17 protein-coding genes are annotated in these 18986 nt (G+C 66.1%); 4 read left to right on the top strand and 13 right to left on the bottom strand.

Annotated features, from left to right (window positions below; translation table 11 throughout):
* Positions 1 to 32 precede the first annotated feature (32 nt).
* Positions 33 to 926 carry an EamA family transporter gene (locus tag OOZ48_RS17615; RefSeq protein ID WP_269500127.1) on the bottom strand — a complete coding sequence of 298 codons (894 nt, stop codon included), beginning with the start codon at positions 924 to 926 and terminating at the stop codon, positions 33 to 35.
* 12 nt (positions 927 to 938) lie between these two features.
* The gene (locus OOZ48_RS17610) at positions 939 to 1889 is read right to left on the bottom strand and encodes a LysR family transcriptional regulator (RefSeq protein WP_269500126.1); all 951 of its coding nucleotides are present in this window, start codon (positions 1887 to 1889) and stop codon (positions 939 to 941) included.
* Between the two features lie 167 nt (positions 1890 to 2056).
* Here OOZ48_RS17610 and OOZ48_RS17605 point away from each other — a divergent pair, with 167 nt between their 5' ends.
* The gene (locus OOZ48_RS17605) at positions 2057 to 3568 is read left to right on the top strand and encodes a CoA-acylating methylmalonate-semialdehyde dehydrogenase (protein ID WP_269500125.1); all 1512 of its coding nucleotides are present in this window, start codon (positions 2057 to 2059) and stop codon (positions 3566 to 3568) included.
* A 13-nt stretch (positions 3569 to 3581) separates the two neighbouring features.
* Here OOZ48_RS17605 and dinB read toward each other — a convergent pair whose 3' ends face one another.
* Both dinB and OOZ48_RS17595 read right to left on the bottom strand, forming a co-directional pair.
* A complete protein-coding gene (gene dinB / locus OOZ48_RS17600; RefSeq protein ID WP_269500124.1) occupies positions 3582 to 4712 on the bottom strand; it encodes a DNA polymerase IV in 1131 nt (376 codons plus the stop codon).
* 4 nt (positions 4713 to 4716) lie between these two features.
* Complete coding sequence (locus tag OOZ48_RS17595) at positions 4717 to 5667, bottom strand: aldo/keto reductase (RefSeq protein ID WP_269500123.1); 951 nt, start codon at positions 5665 to 5667, stop codon at positions 4717 to 4719.
* A 124-nt stretch (positions 5668 to 5791) separates the two neighbouring features.
* Between OOZ48_RS17595 and OOZ48_RS17590 the strand changes: the two genes are divergently transcribed.
* A complete protein-coding gene (locus OOZ48_RS17590; RefSeq protein WP_269500122.1) occupies positions 5792 to 6076 on the top strand; it encodes a heavy-metal-associated domain-containing protein in 285 nt (94 codons plus the stop codon).
* Between the two features lie 13 nt (positions 6077 to 6089).
* On the opposite strand, the gene OOZ48_RS17585 is transcribed toward OOZ48_RS17590, so the two are convergent.
* Positions 6090 to 7370 carry an MFS transporter gene (locus OOZ48_RS17585; RefSeq protein WP_269500121.1) on the bottom strand — a complete coding sequence of 427 codons (1281 nt, stop codon included), beginning with the start codon at positions 7368 to 7370 and terminating at the stop codon, positions 6090 to 6092.
* Positions 7371 to 7584: 214 nt separating this feature from the next.
* Between OOZ48_RS17585 and OOZ48_RS17580 the strand changes: the two genes are divergently transcribed.
* A complete protein-coding gene (locus OOZ48_RS17580; protein WP_269500120.1) occupies positions 7585 to 8532 on the top strand; it encodes a DMT family transporter in 948 nt (315 codons plus the stop codon).
* A gap of 47 nt (positions 8533 to 8579) precedes the next feature.
* On the opposite strand, the gene OOZ48_RS17575 is transcribed toward OOZ48_RS17580, so the two are convergent.
* The 4 genes from OOZ48_RS17575 to OOZ48_RS17560 form a co-directional block, all read right to left on the bottom strand.
* Positions 8580 to 9701: a 5-methyltetrahydropteroyltriglutamate--homocysteine S-methyltransferase gene (locus OOZ48_RS17575; RefSeq protein WP_269500119.1), complete on the bottom strand. Its 1122-nt coding sequence runs from the start codon at positions 9699 to 9701 to the stop codon at positions 8580 to 8582.
* Between the two features lie 58 nt (positions 9702 to 9759).
* Positions 9760 to 11094: an MFS transporter gene (locus OOZ48_RS17570; protein WP_442867610.1), complete on the bottom strand. Its 1335-nt coding sequence runs from the start codon at positions 11092 to 11094 to the stop codon at positions 9760 to 9762.
* A 94-nt stretch (positions 11095 to 11188) separates the two neighbouring features.
* Positions 11189 to 11614 carry an organic hydroperoxide resistance protein gene (locus OOZ48_RS17565; protein ID WP_269500117.1) on the bottom strand — a complete coding sequence of 142 codons (426 nt, stop codon included), beginning with the start codon at positions 11612 to 11614 and terminating at the stop codon, positions 11189 to 11191.
* Between the two features lie 98 nt (positions 11615 to 11712).
* Positions 11713 to 12177, bottom strand: coding sequence for a MarR family winged helix-turn-helix transcriptional regulator (locus OOZ48_RS17560; protein WP_269500116.1), 465 nt, complete (start codon positions 12175 to 12177; stop codon positions 11713 to 11715).
* Between the two features lie 336 nt (positions 12178 to 12513).
* Between OOZ48_RS17560 and OOZ48_RS17555 the strand changes: the two genes are divergently transcribed.
* Complete coding sequence (locus OOZ48_RS17555) at positions 12514 to 13563, top strand: Fic family protein (RefSeq protein WP_269500115.1); 1050 nt, start codon at positions 12514 to 12516, stop codon at positions 13561 to 13563.
* Here OOZ48_RS17555 and OOZ48_RS17550 read toward each other — a convergent pair.
* The 4 genes from OOZ48_RS17550 to yidC all read right to left on the bottom strand — a co-directional run bounded on the left by OOZ48_RS17550 (position 13560) and on the right by yidC (position 18947).
* Positions 13560 to 13967 carry an Arm DNA-binding domain-containing protein gene (locus tag OOZ48_RS17550; RefSeq protein ID WP_269500176.1) on the bottom strand — a complete coding sequence of 136 codons (408 nt, stop codon included), beginning with the start codon at positions 13965 to 13967 and terminating at the stop codon, positions 13560 to 13562. The two genes, OOZ48_RS17555 and OOZ48_RS17550, sit on opposite strands and share 4 nt — an antisense overlap.
* A 121-nt stretch (positions 13968 to 14088) precedes the next feature.
* Positions 14089 to 15561 (bottom strand): tRNA uridine-5-carboxymethylaminomethyl(34) synthesis GTPase MnmE, encoded by a 1473-nt coding sequence (mnmE, locus tag OOZ48_RS17545; RefSeq protein ID WP_269500114.1) that lies wholly within the window; start codon positions 15559 to 15561, stop codon positions 14089 to 14091.
* A 104-nt stretch (positions 15562 to 15665) separates the two neighbouring features.
* Entirely contained in the window at positions 15666 to 17135 is a 1470-nt protein-coding gene (locus OOZ48_RS17540; protein WP_269500113.1) for an NAD-dependent succinate-semialdehyde dehydrogenase, read from the bottom strand.
* 129 nt (positions 17136 to 17264) lie between these two features.
* Positions 17265 to 18947, bottom strand: coding sequence for a membrane protein insertase YidC (yidC, locus tag OOZ48_RS17535; protein ID WP_269500112.1), 1683 nt, complete (start codon positions 18945 to 18947; stop codon positions 17265 to 17267).
* Positions 18948 to 18986 lie beyond the last annotated feature (39 nt).

The raw sequence follows: 18986 nt of genomic DNA, 5'->3' as shown, positions 1-18986 counted from the left end.
CGGCGCGCAATCGCGCCAGTCATTCGCCTATTCTACGGCCGTTGCGCGAATCCCGGGACATGGCGCAGCAGTTTTACGCCAAACAAGTTCACGCCAAGGCCGGCCAGCGCCAGTGCGCCGCCGATCCATTGCCAAAAGCTGAGGTGCTCGTCCAGGAACCAGTCCGCGCACAGCAGCCCCACCACGGGGATCAGCAGGCTGAGCGGCGCGATCCGCGACACGGGGTGCTTGGCCAGCAGCCGCCCCCACAGCACATAGCCGATCAACGTAGACACCCCCGCGAGGTAGGCCACCGACAAGACGCCCTGCAAGGTGATGTTCGTCAGGCTGTCGACGATGCGCTGCGGCCCCTCGAACACGGCCGACAGCAGCAAAAAGGGCAGCGGCGGCACCAGTGCGCCCCACACCACCAGCGCCAGCATGTCGACCTTGCCCACCCCCTTGAGCACGATATTGCCGAGCGACCAGCTCAGCGCCGCGCACAAGGTCAGCAGGAAACCGACCAGCGGCACCGCGCCCGCGTGCGCCCCGCGGTCCAGCAGCACCAGGCCCGCCCCGGCAATCACCATGCCCAGCACGTGGTGGCGCTCGATGCGTTCGCGCAGCACCAGCGCCGCGATCAGGACGGTGAAAAACACCTGCGACTGCAGGACCAGCGAGGCCAGGCCCGCCGGCATCCCCAGATGGATCGCCAGGAACAGCAAGGCGAATTGCCCGATGCTGATGGTCGCCGAGTAGGCCAGCAACATGCGCCAGGAGACCGCGGGCCGCTTGATGAACAGGATGGCGGGAAACGCCACGAACGTGAAGCGCAAGGCGCCCAGCAGCATCGGCGGGAATGCGTCCACCCCGAGCTTGATCGCCACGAAATTGGCGCCCCACACGACCACGACCGCCAAGGCGGCCAGGGTGTCCTTCAACGGCATGTCGATCCCCCGTCAGCGTTCACTGCGCGCCTCGAAACCCTGCGAAAACGCCTCCAGCAGGTAATCGAGCAAGACGCGCACGGTGCGCGGAGCCCTGGTCGAATACGGGCGCAAGGCGAAGATAGTACGCCCAAATGCCCCGACCGGTCGCCACTGCGGCAGGATCTCGACCAATTCGCCGGACTGCACCGCGCGCTGGGCGGAGAAATCCGGCAGCACGGCCACGCCCACGCCTGCACACGCCATGTCGCGCAACACCTCGCTGTTGTTCGCCACGAACCCGGGCCGTACCGGTACGGTCACGCGCGCGCCGGCGGAGCGCGCGCCGACGCGCTCGAACGCCCAGGTCGCCAAGCCTTGCTGCCTGGGATAGTGCAGGTGCCGGTGGCCCTCGAGTTGCGAGGGATGGTCCGGCATGCCGTGCTCGGCCAGATAGGCCGGGCTGGCGACCAGCAGCGTGCGGGTGCGGCACAGGACCCGCGCGACGTAGGTATCGGGCGGCGCCTCGACGTGCCGCAGGGCCAGGTCGAAGCCCTCGGAGGCCAGCGACACCAGTTCGTCGCTCATGTCGAGCTCGAGGCGCATCTGTGGGTAGCGGCGCAGGAACTCGGGCAGCCGCGCCGCCAGCTGCTGGCGCGAGAACGCCACCGGCGCGGTGATACGCAGCAGCCCGCGCGGTACCTCGGCCATGTCCTGCACGTCGGCGAAACTGTGGGCGATGCGCGTGTACGCATCGCGCGTCTCGTCCACCAGCCGCTGGCCGGCCTCGGTCAGGCGCACCGAGCGCGTCGTGCGCTGGATCAGGGACACCCCGGCCGCACGCTCGAGCTCGACCATGCGCTGGCTCATCGATGCCTTGCTGACCGACAGGCGACGGGCGGCCGAGGTGAAACTGCCCTGCTGGGCCAGTATGGTCAACCAGTGGATGTGGGGCCAGAGCTGATCGATGTTCTTGATATCCATAGGGTCATTGTTCACTAAATTGAACAATCATTCCAGTCCGCATGGCTATGCAAGGCCTCGGCGCGGCTCCTACACTGGTGTCCAGTTCGGATTTCATGTGTATCCACCCACAGCACACCCGATCGTCGCCCGACTCGCGGCCATCATCATCCACCAGGAGGCACCCCATGCAAGCCTATACAGACACCGCCGAGGTCGGCCACTACATCCAGGGCCGGCGCACCCCGGGCCAGGGCACCCGCACCCAGCCCATCTACAATCCCGCCACCGGCGGAGTCACGCGCGAGCTGCGCCTGGCCAGTCTCGAGGACGTGGAGGCCGCCGTGCGCTCGGCCGCCGCCGCCTTCCCCGCCTGGGCCGCCACCCCGGCACCGCGCCGCGCCCGCGTGATGTTCAAGTTCCTCGAACTGATCAACGCCCATCACGACGAGCTTGCCGCCATCATCACCGCCGAGCACGGCAAGGTCTTCAGCGACGCGCATGGCGAGGTGGCGCGCGGCATCGACATCATCGAATTCGCCTGCGGCGCCCCACAATTGCTCAAGGGCGACTACACCGAACAGGTCGCCACCGGCCTGGACAACTGGACCATGCGCCAGCCCCTGGGCGTGGTCGCCGGTATCACGCCGTTCAACTTCCCCGCCATGGTGCCCTGCTGGATGTTCCCGCTGGCCATCGTCACCGGCAACTGCTTCATCCTCAAGCCCAGCGAGCGCGATCCTTCGGTGACCTTGCGCATCGCCGAGCTGCTCAGCGAAGCCGGCCTGCCCGACGGCGTGTTCAACGTCGTCCAGGGCGACAAACAGGCCGTCGAGGCGCTGTTGTCCCATCCCGAGGTGCAGGCCGTGAGCTTCGTCGGCTCGACCCCGATCGCCCGCTCGATCTACGAGCAGGGCGCGCGCCACGGCAAGCGCGTCCAGGCCCTGGGGGGCGCCAAGAATCACATGGTCGTGATGCCCGACGCCGATCTGGGACAGGCCGTCGACGCCCTCATCGGGTCAGCCTACGGCGCGGCGGGCGAACGCTGCATGGCCGTGTCCGTCGCCGTGCTGGTGGGCGACGCGGCCGATCGCATCATGCCGCTGCTGGCCGAGCGCGCCCGCGCGCTGAAGGTCTCGCACGGCATGGACGAGACCGCCGAAATGGGTCCGGTCATCACCCAGGATGCCCTGCAGCGCATCCGCAACTATCTGGACATCGGCACCAGCGAAGGCGCGCAGCTCGTCCTCGACGGCCGCAACCTCAAGGTGCCGGGACACGAGGACGGCTTCTTCATCGGCGGCAGCTTGTTCGACCACGTGACCCCCTCCATGCGCATCTACCAGGAGGAGATCTTCGGCCCCGTGCTGTCCTGCGTGCGCGCGCCGGACATCGATTCCGCCATCCACATCATCAACGAACACAGTTTCGGCAATGGCGTCGCCTGCTTCACGCGCGACGGCCACGCGGCGCGCGAATTCGCGCGCCGCATCCAGGTGGGCATGGTCGGCATCAACGTCCCCATCCCGGTGCCCATGGCCTGGCACGGCTTCGGCGGCTGGAAGAACAGCCTGTTCGGCGACATGCACATCTACGGCGAGGAAGGCGTGCGCTTTTACACCCGCCAGAAATCCGTCATGCAGCGCTGGCCCGACAGCGAATCCAAGGGCCCGGAATTCGCGTTCCCGACGCACGGCTGATCACGTCGCGTCCTCAGTACAGCGCGAGCTGGACCGGGTGCTGCCTGGCATCGCCCAGATCCGGCTCGAGCTTGCTGACGCGCACGCCCAGCAGCCGCAGGCGCCGATCCAGCACCACGCGCTTGAGGCACTGGCCGGCCGCCCGATGAATCGCATCGGCGTCGTTCACCGCCTCGGGCAGCGTCAGGTCGCGCGTCACGATCCTGAAGTCCTCGAAGCGCAGCTTGATCCCCACCGTGGCCCCGCGCACGCGCTTGCGCCGCAGGTCCTCGGCCAGGCGCACGCACAGCTCGCGGAATATCCCTGACAGCAGCGTCCGGTCGCGGCGCACGTGCAGGTCGCGCTCGAAGGTGGTCTCGCGGCTGAGCGACTTGGGCTCGGATTCGGTGACCACGGGGCGCTCATCGATGCCGTGGGCCGCATCCACCATCCAGCGCGCATACGCCAGGCCAAAGTTCGCCTGCAGCAGGTCAGGCGGCGCGGCGGCGAGCTGTGCAATCGTATCAATGCCCAGGGACTGCAGCCGGACGGTCGCCTTGGGCCCGATGCCGTTGATCCGCGAGACCGGCAGCGGCCAGATGCGGCGCTCCAGGTCGCCGGGGCCGATCACCGTGATGCCGTCGGGCTTGTCCAATTCGGAGGCGATCTTGGACACCAGCTTGTTGGACGAGATGCCGATCGAACAATTCAGGCCCGTCGCCTCGCGCACCGCCGCCTTGATGCGGCGCGCCAGCGCCGCCGAAGACCCCTCCAGCGCACTCAGGTCGATGTAGATCTCGTCGATCCCGCGATCCTCGATGTGGGGGGCGATCGTCGCCACCGCCGCCTTGAACAGCTGCGAATAATGCCGGTAGGCGGGAAAGTCCACCGGCAGCATGACGGCGTCGGGCGCCAGCTGGGCGGCCTTCATCATCCCCATCGCCGAATGCACGCCCAGCGCACGCGCCTCGTACGTCGCCGTGGTGATCACGCCGCGGCCCACGTAATCGCGCAGGAATGCATAGCGTCCATCGACCGGCGCATCGCCCCGCCCGCCGATCACCACCGGCCTGCCGCGCAGATCCGGATAGCGCAGCAGTTCCACCGAGGCATAGAACGCGTCCATGTCCAAGTGTGCGATGCGGCGGGGGGTTGAGGTTTGCATGCATTCAGGCGCGGCCGGCCTCATTCAGGCGGGCAAGCTCGGCATCCGTCAAGCGCAGGCGGGCGGCGCGCATCAGCACATCCAGTTGTTCCAGCGATGTCGCGGAGGCGATCGCGGCCGCGACGCCCGGCTGGGCATTGATCCAGGCAATGGCGACCTCGGCTTGCTGGACCCCGCGCGCCCCCGCGACTTCGTCCAGTGCCGCCAGAATCCGCAAGCCGCGGTCATCGAAGTATTTTTCGAGCCAGGTGCCGCGCGGCCGTCCGGCCAGGTCCGCCACCGAGCGATACTTGCCGGTGAGGAATCCCGAGGCGAGCGAGAAATAGGACAAGGCGCTCAGGCCGTTCTTCACCACGAAGTCCTGCACCGGCCCCTCGTAGGCCGAGCGGCTATAGAGGTTCAGCTCGTTCTGGACGGTCTCGTAGCGCGCGAGGCCCAGATCCTCGGCTACGGACTGCGCCTGCGCCAACAGGGCCGCATCGAAATTCGAGCAGCCGATATGGCGGACCTTGCCCGCCTGGATCAGGCGGTCATAGGCCCGCAGGGTTTCCTCGTGGGACACCGTCGGATCCGGCCAGTGGCTCTGGTACAGGTCGATGTAATCCGTCTGCAGGCGCCGCAAGGACCCTTCGACCGCCTGTTCGATCCACGCCGAGGAAAGGTCACGCTTTCCCTGACCCATGTCCGAACCGACCTTTGTCAATACAAGGACGCGATCGCGATTGCCGCGGGCGTGCAGCCAGCGGCCTATGATTTTTTCGCTCTCGCTGTCGTTGCCGGGCACCCACCGCGAATACGAGTCGGCCGTATCGATGGCGGTGAATCCCCCATCGACGTAGGCATCGAGGACGCGAAACGACGTCGCCTCGTCCATGGTCCATCCCAGCACGTTGGCACCGAAGACCAAAGGCTGTATTTCAAGGTCCGTTCGGCCCAGCTTGCGAGTGGTCGGCATCACTATGTCCTCCGTGGCTCAGAATTCCAAATAGAGCTGCTATACTAGCGCGCACAAAAGATATATTTTATTTATATCTATGACCCCGCCCGATTTGTGGGCTTTCCCGACCCCCGAGGAACTCATGCAAAGCGAAACCATCACCCGTACCCGATTGGACACCGAGATCATCCGCATCGAAGGCCTCCAAGGCCCCGCCTGCGCCGATAAACTGGACGCCGCGCTGTCCGCCATCAAGGGCGTGAGCAGCGTCTCGGTATCGCTGGACACCGAAAAAGCCACCGTGGCCTTCGACCCCGAGCAGGTCTCGAAACAGCGCCTGCGGGTCGCCGTCGAGGATGCCGGCTACCATGCCCTCAAGCCGGTGCACGGCGAGGACGGCAATTGCTGCGGCGGCTGCGGCGGCTGAGGCCACGGCCGCTTCAGGCCGTGGCATGCCCCTCGCGCAATTCCGCACCCGCGCGCGGGGCGCCGCGAAACGAATAGTGCATGAACACCAGCGACACGCATACGGCCCCATACAGCAGCATGAAGGCGCTGGAATAGATGCCCGTGATGTCCAGCAGGGCGCCGAACATGATCGGCAGCACGAATCCACCCAGGCCGCCGGCCAGGCCCACCACCCCCGATACCGCGCCGATGTTGTCCGCATAGTCGTCGCTGATGAACTTGAACACCGAGGCCTTGCCGATGGCCATGGCGACGCCGACGATGAACAGCAAGGCGGTGAAGACCCAGGCATTCAGGCCGATGGACAGGGCGACCTCGCCGTGCTGCGTCTGGATGGCCATGCGCGTCTGCGGATAGGACAGGATAAAGAAGCACACCCAGCACACCCACATCACCCACCAGGTCACCGTGTACGCGCCGAACCGGTCCGAAAACCAGCCGCCGAGGGCCCGCAACACCCCACCAGGCAGGGAAAAGATCGTCGCCAGCAAGGCCGCCAGCTTCAGATCGAAGCCGTACTCGGCCACATAGTATTTGGTGGCCCATAGCGCCAGCGCGACATAGCCGCCGAACACCACCGAGTAGTACTGGCAATAACGCCACACCCGGGGATCCCTCAGCACCTTCAGTTGCTGCGTGAACGAGACGCCGGAGGGCACGCGATGCGCCGGATCGCTATGGCTGAACATCCAGAACAACACCGCGGTGCCGAGCATCAGGGCCGCATAGGCCTGCGGCAGCATGGCCCAGCCAAAGGCACCGATGATCGCCGGGCCCACGAACATCGTCACCGCGGAACCCGAGTTCCCCGCCCCGAAGACCCCCATGGCAAAGCCCCGGCGTTCGGGCGCGAACCAGCGCGCGACATACGGCGTGCCGACCGAGAACGTCCCGCCGGCCAGGCCGACGAACAGCGCCAGCACCAGAAACTGCGCATAGGTCGTGGCATGGGCCATCAGGTACAAGGGCGGCACGCACACCAGCATGACGGCCAGGAAGACGGCGCGCCCACCCAGGCGGTCCGTCAGGAAGCCCAGCGGCACCCGCACCAGCGAGCCGGTCAGGACCGGCGTGGCGATCAGCAGGCCGAACTGGGTTTCGTTCAGGTCCAGTTCGGCCTTCAGCGGAATGCCCAGGACCGAGAACATCGTCCAGACGGCGAAGCAGACCGTGAAGGCCAATGTGCTGGAGAACAGGACCCGCAAGGCCCTGCCCTGGTTCGAGGCCGATGGCCCGGATGCGTATTGCGTCATGAGACTCTCCCTGACCGTGCCGCGCCGATGAGCGCACAGGCCCATATTAGCCACGCGGGCGGAAGGGGTTCATGATCTATATCTAATCCTCGCGCCGAAGGAGGGCGCGCGCCGCCGATTCGGGCGTGGCCCGGTGAAATAGTCGGCGGTACGGCCACGGCGCGGGGCGGATTTCGGTTAAGGTGTGCGTCTGGAGCATCCTTGCCGCCGCACCATGCCGTCTCACCCATCCGCGCCCACCATTCCGTCCAGTTCGCCCCTCTTTGGCATCGGCCTGCTGGTGCTCTCGTCCTGGTCGCTGTCCGGCCTGGATACCAGCGGCAAATGGATCCTGACGACCGGGCTGCCCTTGATCTTTCTCTGTTGGGTCCGGTTTTTCGTCCACCTCGTGCTGGTGCTGGCCCTGATACGCCCGCGCAGCCTGCGAGCGCTGCTGCGCACACAAAGGCCCTACGCCCAAGTGTTGCGCGGAACCGTGATGTTCGTGTCCACCTTCACGTTTTTTTCAGCACTGCAACATCTGCCGCAGGCTGAGGCCACCTCGATCAATTTCCTCGCGCCCCTCATCCTGCTGGCCTGCGCCCCCTGGATCCTCGGCGAGCCGGCGCGGCTGTCGCGCTGGATCGCGGCGCTCAGCGGCTTCCTGGGCGTGCTGATCATCATCCGGCCCGGCAGCGGGCTGGACCCCGTCGGCGTGGCGTTCGGCCTGTGCACGGCAATGCTGTTTGCCGTCCAATACCTATGCACGCGTCGGGTGGCCATCGACAATCCCATGACCACCCTGGTCTGGAGCGGCGGTGTCGGCGCGATCTGCCTGACCTTGGCGCTGCCCGTCTCGCTGCCGGCTGCCTGGCCGACCCTACGGGAATTCGGTCTGCTGGAATGGCTGGTGCTGCTGACCACAGGCGTATGGGGCGCCCTGGGGCACATCCTGCAGATCCAGGCCTACCGCATGGCCCCCGCCTCGATGCTGGCGCCTTTCATCTATCTGCAGATCGTCGCCGCCGCGGTGCTGGGCTGGCTGGTCTGGGGCGATTTCCCGGACGCCCTCACCTGGGTGGGCATTGCCGTGATCTGCATCAGCGGCATTGCAATCGGCGCACTCGAATGGCGCCGCGCCCCCGCGCCCGCCGTCGCGGCCGCCCCGTCCCGGCGGCCCTGAGGCCGTCCGCCGCCAGTGCGCCGCGGCCGGCCAGGACCGGCATGCCCTCAGGCGTCGCCCCAGACCTCGCGCGCGGTCTCGACCACCAGGCGCAGCTTGGCCCGCTGATCCTCGATGGCCACATTGTTGCCGTGCACCGTGCTCGAGAAGCCGCACTGCGGCGACAGGGCGAGCTGCTCCAGCGGCGCATGCCTGGCCGCCTCGTCGATGCGGCGCTTGAGGTCGTCCTTGGATTCGAGGGCGCCGAACTTGGTCGTGACCAGGCCCAGCACCACGATCTTGTTGGCCGGCAGGAATCGCAAGGGCCGGAAATCCCCGCTGCGATCGTCGTCGTATTCCATGAAATACGCATCCAGGTGCATTTCGGACAACAGCGCCTCGGCCACCGGCTCGTAGTTGCCCTCGGCCGCATACGTGCTCTTGAAGTTGCCGCGGCACAGGTGCATGGCCAGCACCATGCCCTCGGGCTTGCGGGCCACGACGCGATTGATGAACTTGGCGTAGCGGTGCGGCAGTTCATTCGGATCGTCGCCGCGCGCCTTGGCCGCCTCGCGCATGCGGCCGTCGCACAGATAGGCCAGGTTGGTGTCGTCCATCTGCACGTAGCGGCAGCCGGCGTCAAACAGGCTGCGCAGTTCCTGGCCGTAGGCCTCGGCCACGTCCTCGTAGAATTCGGGCTCCAGTTCCGGATAGGCCACGGCGTCGATGCCCGCGCGCCCGCCGCGGAAGTGCAGCATGGTCGGCGAGGGAATGGTGACCTTGGGCGTGTGGCCGGCGGACACCTGGCTGGCCAGGTACTCGAAATCCGCCCGCTGGATGTCGCGCGCGTGGCGCACCTTGCCGTTGACGCGAATCGACGGCGGCGACAGGTGCTCTACGCCGTCCTCGCCCGTGACCACGACGGGATCGTCGGTCACCACGCCATCGAGCTGGCGCAGGAAATCGAGGTGGAAGTACGTGCGCCGGAACTCGCCGTCCGTCACCGATTTCAGGCCGATGTCCTCCTGGAACCGCACGATCTCGGTAATGGCGCGGTCCTCGACGGCGCGCAGCGCGGCGGCATCGATCTCGCCCTTGGCGTGGCGATCGCGCGCCTCGAGCAGATAGACGGGCCGCAGAAAGCTGCCGACATGGTCGGCGCGGAAGGGCGGAACAGTGCGTGTGGACATCGGGGGGTCTCCTTGAAGGGGTATTCAGTCTACTGAAGGACGCCCCTCGAATTCTGCGTCAAGCGCCGGCCGCTGACAAGGTCGGCGCGGCGGGCCGGCGGATCAGGAACACGGCCACCGCCGCCACGAAGCACGCCAGCCCGGCCGCGTACAAGGCCGGCGTGTACGTCAGCCACACGGTGCGCGACAGCCCCGCGCCATAGGCCGCGATCGCGCCGCCCACCTGGTGGCCGGCAAAAATCCAGCCGAACACCATGCCGGCGCGCGCCTTGCCGAAAGCCGCCGTCGTCAGTTTGACCGTCGGCGGCACCGTGGCGATCCAGTCCAGTCCGTAGAACATGGCGAACACCGACAGGCCCACCAGCGAGAACTCGGAATGCGGCAGCCAGAACAAGGACAGGCCGCGCAGGCCGTAATACCAGAACAGCAGCTTGCGGTTGTCGTAGCGGTCGGACAGCCAGCCCGACAGGACCGTGCCCACCAGATCGAACAGCCCCATCATGGCCAACACCGAGGCGGCCGGCACGGGACCCATGCCGAAATCCCCGCACAGCGTGATGAAGTGCGTCTGGATCAGCCCGCTGGTGCTGAGGCCACAGACAAAGAACGTGCCGAACAATACCCAGAACGTCGGATTGCGCGAAGCCTCGAACAAGGCGACGAAGGGCTCGCGAAACCCAGGCCTTCCGGTCGCGACGGGCTCGGGCGCCGCGCTGGGCGCGGCTCCGTACGGCCGCAGGCCGACCTCCTCGGGCCGGTTCGCCATCAACAGGAACGCCAGCAGCGCGACCACCAGACAACAAACGATGACCGGCACCACCGCGTAGCGCCAGCCCACCGTCTCGATCAGCCAGGCCGCCAGCGGCAGGAAGGCCAGCTGGCCGGTCGCCGCACTGGCCGTCAGCAGGCCCAGCACCAGGCCCCGCCGGCGGTCGAACCAGCGATTGACCACGATGGCGCTGAGCACCAGCGCCGTCAACCCCGCGCCGGTCCCCAGCACCACGCCCCAGAGCAGCAGCAGGTGCCAGACCTGGGACATAATCGTCGCCATACCCAGGCCGCAGGCCACCAGCACCAGGGCAAGGCAGATGATGCGTCGCAGACCGTAGCGCTCGATCAGGATGGCCGCAAACGGCCCCAGCAGGCCGAACAGCACGAAACGGATCGCCAAGGCCGAGGAAATCTGGTCGATGTCCCAGCCGAACTCCTCACTGAGCGGCACCAGAAATGCGCTGGGCAGACCCACGGCGGCCGCCGAGGACAGCATGGTCAGGAATGCGACGGCGGCGACCACCCAGCCGTAATGAATCCCGCGGCGGTCGCAGCATGCCGCGGCGATCTGGAACAATGGACGGCGCACGCTGCGATCCCGAAACTTCGACCGTGCAATCATAAAGGATTACGGCCGCCCACAGGCGGCCATAATCCTTTCGATGCGGCGCATCCCACTGGGGCGCCGCCGCCAGCCGGCCCGCGGGCCGGCGAGGTCACGCCACCGTCAGCGTCACGTCGATATTGCCGCGCGTCGCGTTCGAGTACGGGCAGACCACGTGCGCCTTTTGCACCAGATCCTCGAGGGTCTTGCGCTCGACGCCGGCGGCCGAGATCTTCAGTTCCACCCGGATGCCAAAGCCCGTCGGGATCGGACCGATGCCCACCGCGCCTTCCACGCTGGTGTCATCGGGCAGCTTGACGTCGGCCTTGCCGGCGACCAGCTTCAAGGCGCCCAGAAAGCACGCCGAATAACCGGCCGCGAACAATTGCTCGGGATTGGTGCCGTCGCCGCCGCCGCCGCCCAGTTCCTTGGGCGTCGACAGCTTGATGTCCAGATGGCCGTCGGAGGATTTTGCGCTGCCTTCGCGGCCTCCGGTCGCCTTGGCGTGGGCGGTATAGAGGACGTTTTCGACTGTCATGGAGGTTCTCCTTGTGGTGCGGATTGAGGACACTGCCCGCACCACGTCGCGGCAATGTCCCTGGCCGGCGCCATCGCCGCCCATGGGCGGCGATGAAGTCATTCCGGCCGCAGCAGATTCAGACGCAAGGACTCGAGATCGGCCTTCAAGCCTTGCAGGCGCTCGGGCGTACAGCCCGTCGCGCAGATGACGTCCGCGGGCACGGCCTGTGCCCGCTCGCGCAGCGCGCGGCCCGCATCCGTCAGGCGCACCAGCACGCGGCGCTCGTCCTCGGGGCTGCGCTCGCGCGCCACCAGGCCCGAGGCCTGCAGGCGCTTGAGCAGCGGCGTCAGCGTGGCCGAATCCAGGTACAGGCGTTCGCCCAGTTCAGACACCGACAGACCGTCCGATTCCCAGAGCACCAGCATTACCAGGTATTGGGGATAGGTCAGGTCCAACCCCGACAGCGCCCGCCGATAGACCTTGCCCATCGCCAAGTGCGCGGAATACAAGGCAAAGCAAAGCTGAGCGTCCAGGGCAAGCGGCGTGCCGGCGGTTGGCGGAGGTTGGGTCGCGAGGTCCATGGAATGATTATATATAGTGTGCTATTTGATAGCAAGCAATCTATATAATCGAGTAACCCCCGGAACCGTGAATCCGCCATCGGGTCTCGCTCACTTCCCGATGCAGAAGGGTTTATTGGATTTTATCTTATTGATTCATAAAAATTAATTCCGAGAAAAGAGTCTCACTTGGGCCTATTCTTGGACCCAATGCTTCAGTGTATCCCCCGCTGGACTTCCATGGCATACGGGTCTTCGCTTGTGGTCGCTGTGCTAGCCCCAACAGGAATGGGTGTAAATGGGTTCCGAAATGGTTGGGAGTCATGATTGGGTGTAAATGGGTGTACTATTGGTTCCATGATCCGCACAGACACCCTCCAGATCACCACCGACATCCTGGGCCTGATCGCCGGGATAGACGAATTCAAGGGCGCGTGGCGTGCGCTAGGCACGCTGGCACCGGATCGGCTGTCGGCACTGCGGCGGGTGGCCACCATCGAGAGCATCGGCTCCTCGACTCGTATCGAGGGCAGCAAGCTGTCGGATCGCGAAGTCGAGCGTTTGTTGTCCAATCTGCAGATCAAGTCGTTCGAGACGCGCGATGAGCAGGAAGTCGCTGGTTATGCCGAAGTCATGGAACTGGTGTTTACGTCTTGGCAAGACATCTCGCTGACAGAAAACCACATCCGGCAATTGCACCGCGACCTGCTAACCTACAGCGACAAGGATGCCTGGCATCGCGGCAATTACAAGACCACCAGCAACAGCGTGGCGGCCTTCGATGAACACGGCAAACAGTTGGGTATTGTCTTCGAGACTGCCACGCCTTTTGATACACCGCATCTAATGGCCGAACTGGTGACCTGGTTCAACGAGGAGCGCAGTCATGGGCGCCTGCATCCGCTGCTGCTCATCGGCATCTGGGTCGTGGTGTTTCTGGAGATTCACCCTTTCCAGGATGGCAATGGCCGTTTGAGCCGGGTACTGACCACCTTGCTGTTGTTGCAGTCCGGCTATGCCTATGTGCCGTACAGCTCACTGGAAAGCGTAATCGAGCAGACCAAGGAAGCCTACTACCTGGCGCTGCGCCAGACACAAGGCAGCATCCGCACCGACGCGCCTGATTGGCAGCCTTGGCTGGTGTTCTTCCTGCGTGCGCTGTCCCAGCAGGTACGTCGCCTGGAGCGCAAGGTCGAGCGCGAGAAGCTGGTGCTGGCCAAGCTGCCGGACCTGGCATTGCAGATCGTCGAATTCACGCGCGAGCACGGCCGTATCACCATGGCCGAAGCCATCCGCCTGACCGGCGGCAACCGCAACACGCTCAAACAGCACTTCCGTACGCTGGTGAAGCAGGGGCATCTGGTCCAGCAGGGGGGCGGGCGTGGGACGTGGTACGAGTTGCGCTAGTGGTGGCAACGGGTGGGGTGAGTCTGCACGTGTGGAGGCAGTATGACGTACCACAGCGATGAGATCGCCCGCCTTCGTGCCGAGAACGCCCGTCTAGTCGGCCTTCTCGAAGCGCACGGCATCGTTTGGCAAACACCTGCCCTAGCTCCCAAGTCTCCGGCAACTTTATCGCTGGCATGATATGAGAACGAGATCTGGACAATGACGGCGCTCTTCAGGGTAAGGGCCGGGTACTTACCGAGTGTGAGCTTTTCCCGTTTGCCATCCAGCCGATAGCGGTAACGCCAGACGATGCTACCACTCGGCAGCACTTCGACGTACAGCCCGCGATCGTCACTGACGATGTAAGAAGCATCCTTTGGTTTGAGTGCCTTGAGAGCGGTATCAGTGACTTGGACCCAAATATGGACCCGGATAGCGATGGCTTTGACTGTATCACCGAATCACTCAGTAGACAAAAATCCCTTTATTTATGCGGCTTACAGGCAAATCAGCAAACTTCAGTGGACGTCCATAGACCCAACCTCACTTCCCAATACAAAAACTGGAAAAGATCTCCCCCAGCAAATCATCGCTGGTGAACTGCCCGGTGATCCCGCACAGGGCCTCGTGCGCCAGGCGCAGCTCCTCGGCGAACAGGTCCAGGACCTGATCGCTGTGCGCCGCATGCGCGGCGGCGGCCCGCAGGTGGGCGCGGGCCGCCTCCAGGGCCTGGACGTGGCGCTCGCGCGCGAGCCACGGCGATTCCGTCCCCGGCGTCCAGCCGGCGATCGAAAGCAGGCGCGCCCGCAGCGCATCCAGGCCTTCACCGGTATGCGCGGACACCAGCAAGGCGTCCGACGTATCCGCGGCCGGTATCCCGACTGTACCCGTACCGTCACCCGTGGCACCGGCCATCCCGGCGCCGGAGCGGGCACCCGCGGCCGGCCGTGAACCTGCCGCCCCGGACGCCAACGCCCTCTGCCCCGCCTCGTCCAGCAGGTCGACCTTGTTGCACACCACCAGCACCGGCGCCTGCGGCGGCAGGCGCCGGGCGATGTCGGCGTCGAGGGGATCGCCGGGGCTGCGGGCATCCTGCAGGTGCAGGATGACATCGGCGCGGGCGATCTCGGCCCAGCTGCGCTCGATGCCGATGCGCTCGACCGTGTCCTCGGTGTCGCGCAGGCCGGCGGTGTCGACGACGTGCAGGGGCACGCCCTCGATGTGGATCTGCTGCACGACCCGGTCGCGCGTAGTGCCGGCGATCGGGGTGACGATGGCCACCTCGTCGCCCGCCAGGGCGTTCAGGAGGCTGGACTTGCCGACGTTGGGCTGGCCCGCCAGGACCACGTGCAGGCCCTCGCGCAACACCAGGCCCCGGCGCGCGGTGCGCAGCACACCGTCCAGCGCATCGGACACCGCCTCCAGGCGCTGCGCCGCCTGGTACTTTTCCAGGAAGTCGATTTCCTCCTCGGGAAAATCCAGGGTGGCCTCGACCAGCATGCGCAGGTGAACGATGCGCTCGGCCAGGGCGTCGACCTCGGCGGAAAAGGCGCCCGACAGCGAAGCCATGGCGCTACGCGCGGCGGCGGCCGAGCTGGCTTCGATGAGATCGACGACGGCCTCGGCCTGGGCGAGGTCCAGGCGATCGTTCAGGAAGGCGCGCTGGGTGAATTCGCCTGGCTGGGCAAGGCGCAGGCCGATGGATGCGCCGCGCACCAGGCAGTCCTCCAGCACGCGGCGCAGCACGGCGGGCCCGCCGTGGCCCTGCAGTTCCAGCACGTCCTCGCCGGTATAGGAATGGGGGCCTGGAAAGTACAGGGCAATGCCCTCGTCCATGACCTCGCCAGCGGCATTGCGAAACGGCAGGTAATGGGCGTGGCGCGGCCGCGGCGTCAGGCCCAACAGGCTGTGCGCATAGTCGGCCAGCCGGGGGCCGGAAATCCGCAGCACGCCGATGCCGCCCCGGCCGGGGGCGGTGGCGATCGCGATGATGGGATCCGTGGAGCTGTCGGCCATGGTTGCGGGTCTGAATGTCGGGCGCCCGCCGCGGGCGGATGGGCGGCGTCAAGCGCCAGTGTAGCGAGCCGCCGCGCGCGCCGCATCCCGCACCCGCGCCGCCTCTATACTTGCAGGCAGAGGTACTTCACCTCGAGGTACTCGTCGATGCCATAGTGCGAGCCCTCGCGGCCCAGGCCGGACTGCTTGATGCCGCCGAAGGGCGCGACCTCGTTCGAGATCATGCCGGTGTTCAGGCCCACCATGCCGTACTCCAGGGCTTCGCCGACGCGCCAGGCGCGGGCGATGTCCCGGGTGTATAGATAGGCGGCCAGGCCATACTCGGTGTCGTTGGCCTGGGCGATCGCCTGGGCCTCGGTCTCGAAGCGGAACACCGGCGCCACCGGGGCGAATATTTCCTCGTGCGCCACCCGCATGTCGAGGCTGAGATCACCGAGGATGGTGGGCTGAAAGAACGTACCACCCAGGGCGTGCGCCTCGCCGCCGATCACGACGCGGGCGCCGTGCGCCCGGGCGTCCTCGATCAGCGCAAGGGCATGGTCGAGCGCATCGCGGTTGATCAACGGCCCTTGCTGCACACCCTCCTCGGTGCCGTTGCCGACCTTCAGGCCGGCGACTTTGGCACGCAGTTTCTCGACAAAGGCGTCGTAAACCCCCGCCTGCACCAGCAGGCGGTTGGCACACACGCAGGTCTGGCCGCTGTTGCGGTATTTCGACGCCATCGCACCCTCGACCGCGGCATCCAGGTCGGCGTCTTCGAATACGATGAAAGGCGCGTTGCCACCCAGTTCCAGCGACAGGCGCTTGATGGTGGGCGCCGATTGCGCCATGAGCAGGCGGCCCACCTCGGTCGAGCCGGTGAACGAGAGCTTGCGCACGTCCGGGCTTTCGGTCAGCACGCCGCCGATCTCGCGCGCATCGCCCGTCACCACCTGGAGGGCGCCCGCCGGGATGCCCGCGCGCTCGGCCAGCGCCGCCAGGGCCAATGCCGTCAGCGGCGTGTCCTCGGCCGGCTTGACGATCATGGCGCAGCCGGCCGCCAGGGCCGGTGCGGCCTTGCGCGTGATCATGGCCGCCGGGAAATTCCAGGGCGTGATGGCAGCGCATACGCCGACCGGCTGCTTGACGGCGAACAGGCGCTTGTCGGCCGTCGGGGACGGAATCACGTCGCCGTAGCTGCGCTTGCCCTCCTCGGCGAACCACTCGATGAACGAGGCGGCGTACTTGACCTCGCCGCGCGACTCGGCCAGGGGCTTGCCCTGTTCGAGCGTCATGAGGCGGGCGATGTCCTCGACATTTTCCAGGATGAGGTCGTTCCAGGCGCGCAGCAGGCGGCCGCGTTCCGCGGGGGTACGGGCGGCCCACTGCGCCTGGGCGCGCACCGCGCCGGCGATGGCCCCCCGCAGCTCGCCGGCATCGAGGCTGGCCACCTCGGCCAGGCGCTCGCCTGTGGCGGGATTGAACACCGGGAAGGTCCGCCCCGATGCGGCGGCGCGCCAGCCCTCGGCCAGATAAGCTTCCGTGCGCAGCAAAGCCGGATCCCGCAGGTCCAGGCCGATACGATCGTTCGACATATTGAACATCATCCTTTATATTGAATGATTGATCCTATCGAATCTCATGGCCGGACGTCAAACGAGCTTTCCGAACAGCAAGAAGGCGCCCGTGTGGGCGCCTTCAGGGGGACGGCGGACCGCCGCTGATCAACTGGAGGCCGAGGCGGCCTTCTCGCGATCCAGGCGCGTCATGATGACGCGCTGCTGGATGATCGACACCGCGTTGTTCACGCACCAGTACAACACCAGGCCCGCGGGGAAGAAAAACATCATCCCCCCGAACACCAGCGGCATGATCATCATGATCTTGGCCTGGGTGGGGTCCGGCGGCGTGGGATTGAGCTTGATCTGCAGGAACATCGTGGCCATCATGACCGCCGGCAGGATGAACCAGGGATCGCGCACCGACAGGTCGTGGATCCACAAGATCCAGGGCGCGCCGCGCATCTCGACGCTGGCCAGCAGCACCCAGTACAGGGCGATGAACACCGGAATCTGCACCACCATGGGCAGGCACCCACCTAGGGGATTGATCTTTTCCGTGCGATACATCTCCATCATGGCGGCGTTGAGCTTGGCCTTGTCGTCGCCGAACTTTTCACGCAGCGCCTGCATGCGGGGCGTGACGAGCTTCATTTTCGCCATCGAGCGGTAGCTGGCCGCCGACAGGGGATAAAAGACGAGCTTGATCAGCAGGGTCAGGGCCACGATGGTCCAACCCCAGTTGCCCAGCATGCCGTGGATCCAGGTCATGAGACTGAACAGCGGCTTGGCGATGATGGTCACCCAGCCATAGTCCACGACCAGCTCGAGACCGGGCGCCACCTCGCTCATGGCGACTTGGTCCTGGGGGCCGACCCATAGCTGGGCCTCCACGCTGCGGTGCTCGCCCGGGGCGATGGTCCCGACGGACTGGATGGTCCGCACGGCATACAGATTGTCGGCCACGCGCAAGGCCTGGTTGGTGCGCACCACCCCCTGCGGCGGCACCCAGGCCGAGGCGAAGTAGTGCTGCACCATGCCGATCCAGCCGTTGTCGGCCTGCGGGATGTAGCTGGCCTTGCCCTTGGCAATATCCTCGAAGCTGATCTTCTGGAACTTGTCTTCCTCCGAATACACCGTCGGGCCGGTGAACGTGCTGTAGAAATGCGAGGTGTTCGGGGGATCGTTGCCGTCGCGCGTCAGCTGCAGGTACAGCGACGGATCGACCGGGGCATCGCCCAGGTTGTAAATGTCGTGACGCACCCGGATGTCATAGCTGCCATCGTGGAGGATGAAGTGTTTCACCACCCGGACGTCGCCCGCCGTCGCTTCGAAGGACACCGTCAGGGTGTCGCCCTGCCGCACGGGCTCGGGCGTCGTCAGCGTGAATGGCGTCAGGTGCGTGGGATAGCCCTGCCCCTGCGGCGCGCCCACGACCCCGGTCTGGGCCAGGTAGATGCGGCCGGGCTGGTTGTCCAGCAACAGCATCGGGCCGCCCGAGCCGTCCAGCGCCTTGTATTTCAGCAGCTCGGCGCGCACCAGCTGGGCGCCCAGGGTGTCGAAGGTCAATTCATAGACGTCGGTCTTGACGCTGACCTCTTGGCCGGTGGGCTCGGCGGCCTGCGCGGGCACCTTGGTCTCGCCGGACTGGGCGGCGGCAGTGCCGGCGGCGGCGACCGGCACATCGGCCGGCCGGGCATCCGGCGTCGCCGCCGGATCGGCCTGCGTGGCGGCGGGCGGCGTCAAGCCGAACAGGGAGGGATGCCCATTATGCACCTGCCAGTTGTTCCACAACAGCAGCAGCGAAAACGAAAAAATCATCCAGAGGATCGTGCGTCGTATGTCCATGGCGCCTGTTCTATCGATAGGGTGGGGCGATGCCAAAAG

This window comes from Castellaniella sp. S9, assembly GCF_027257175.1.
Taxonomy (GTDB): Bacteria; Pseudomonadota; Gammaproteobacteria; order Burkholderiales; family Burkholderiaceae_B; genus Castellaniella.
Note: the sequence above shows the minus strand (reverse complement) of the source record. Positions and strands in the feature narration are given on the sequence as shown.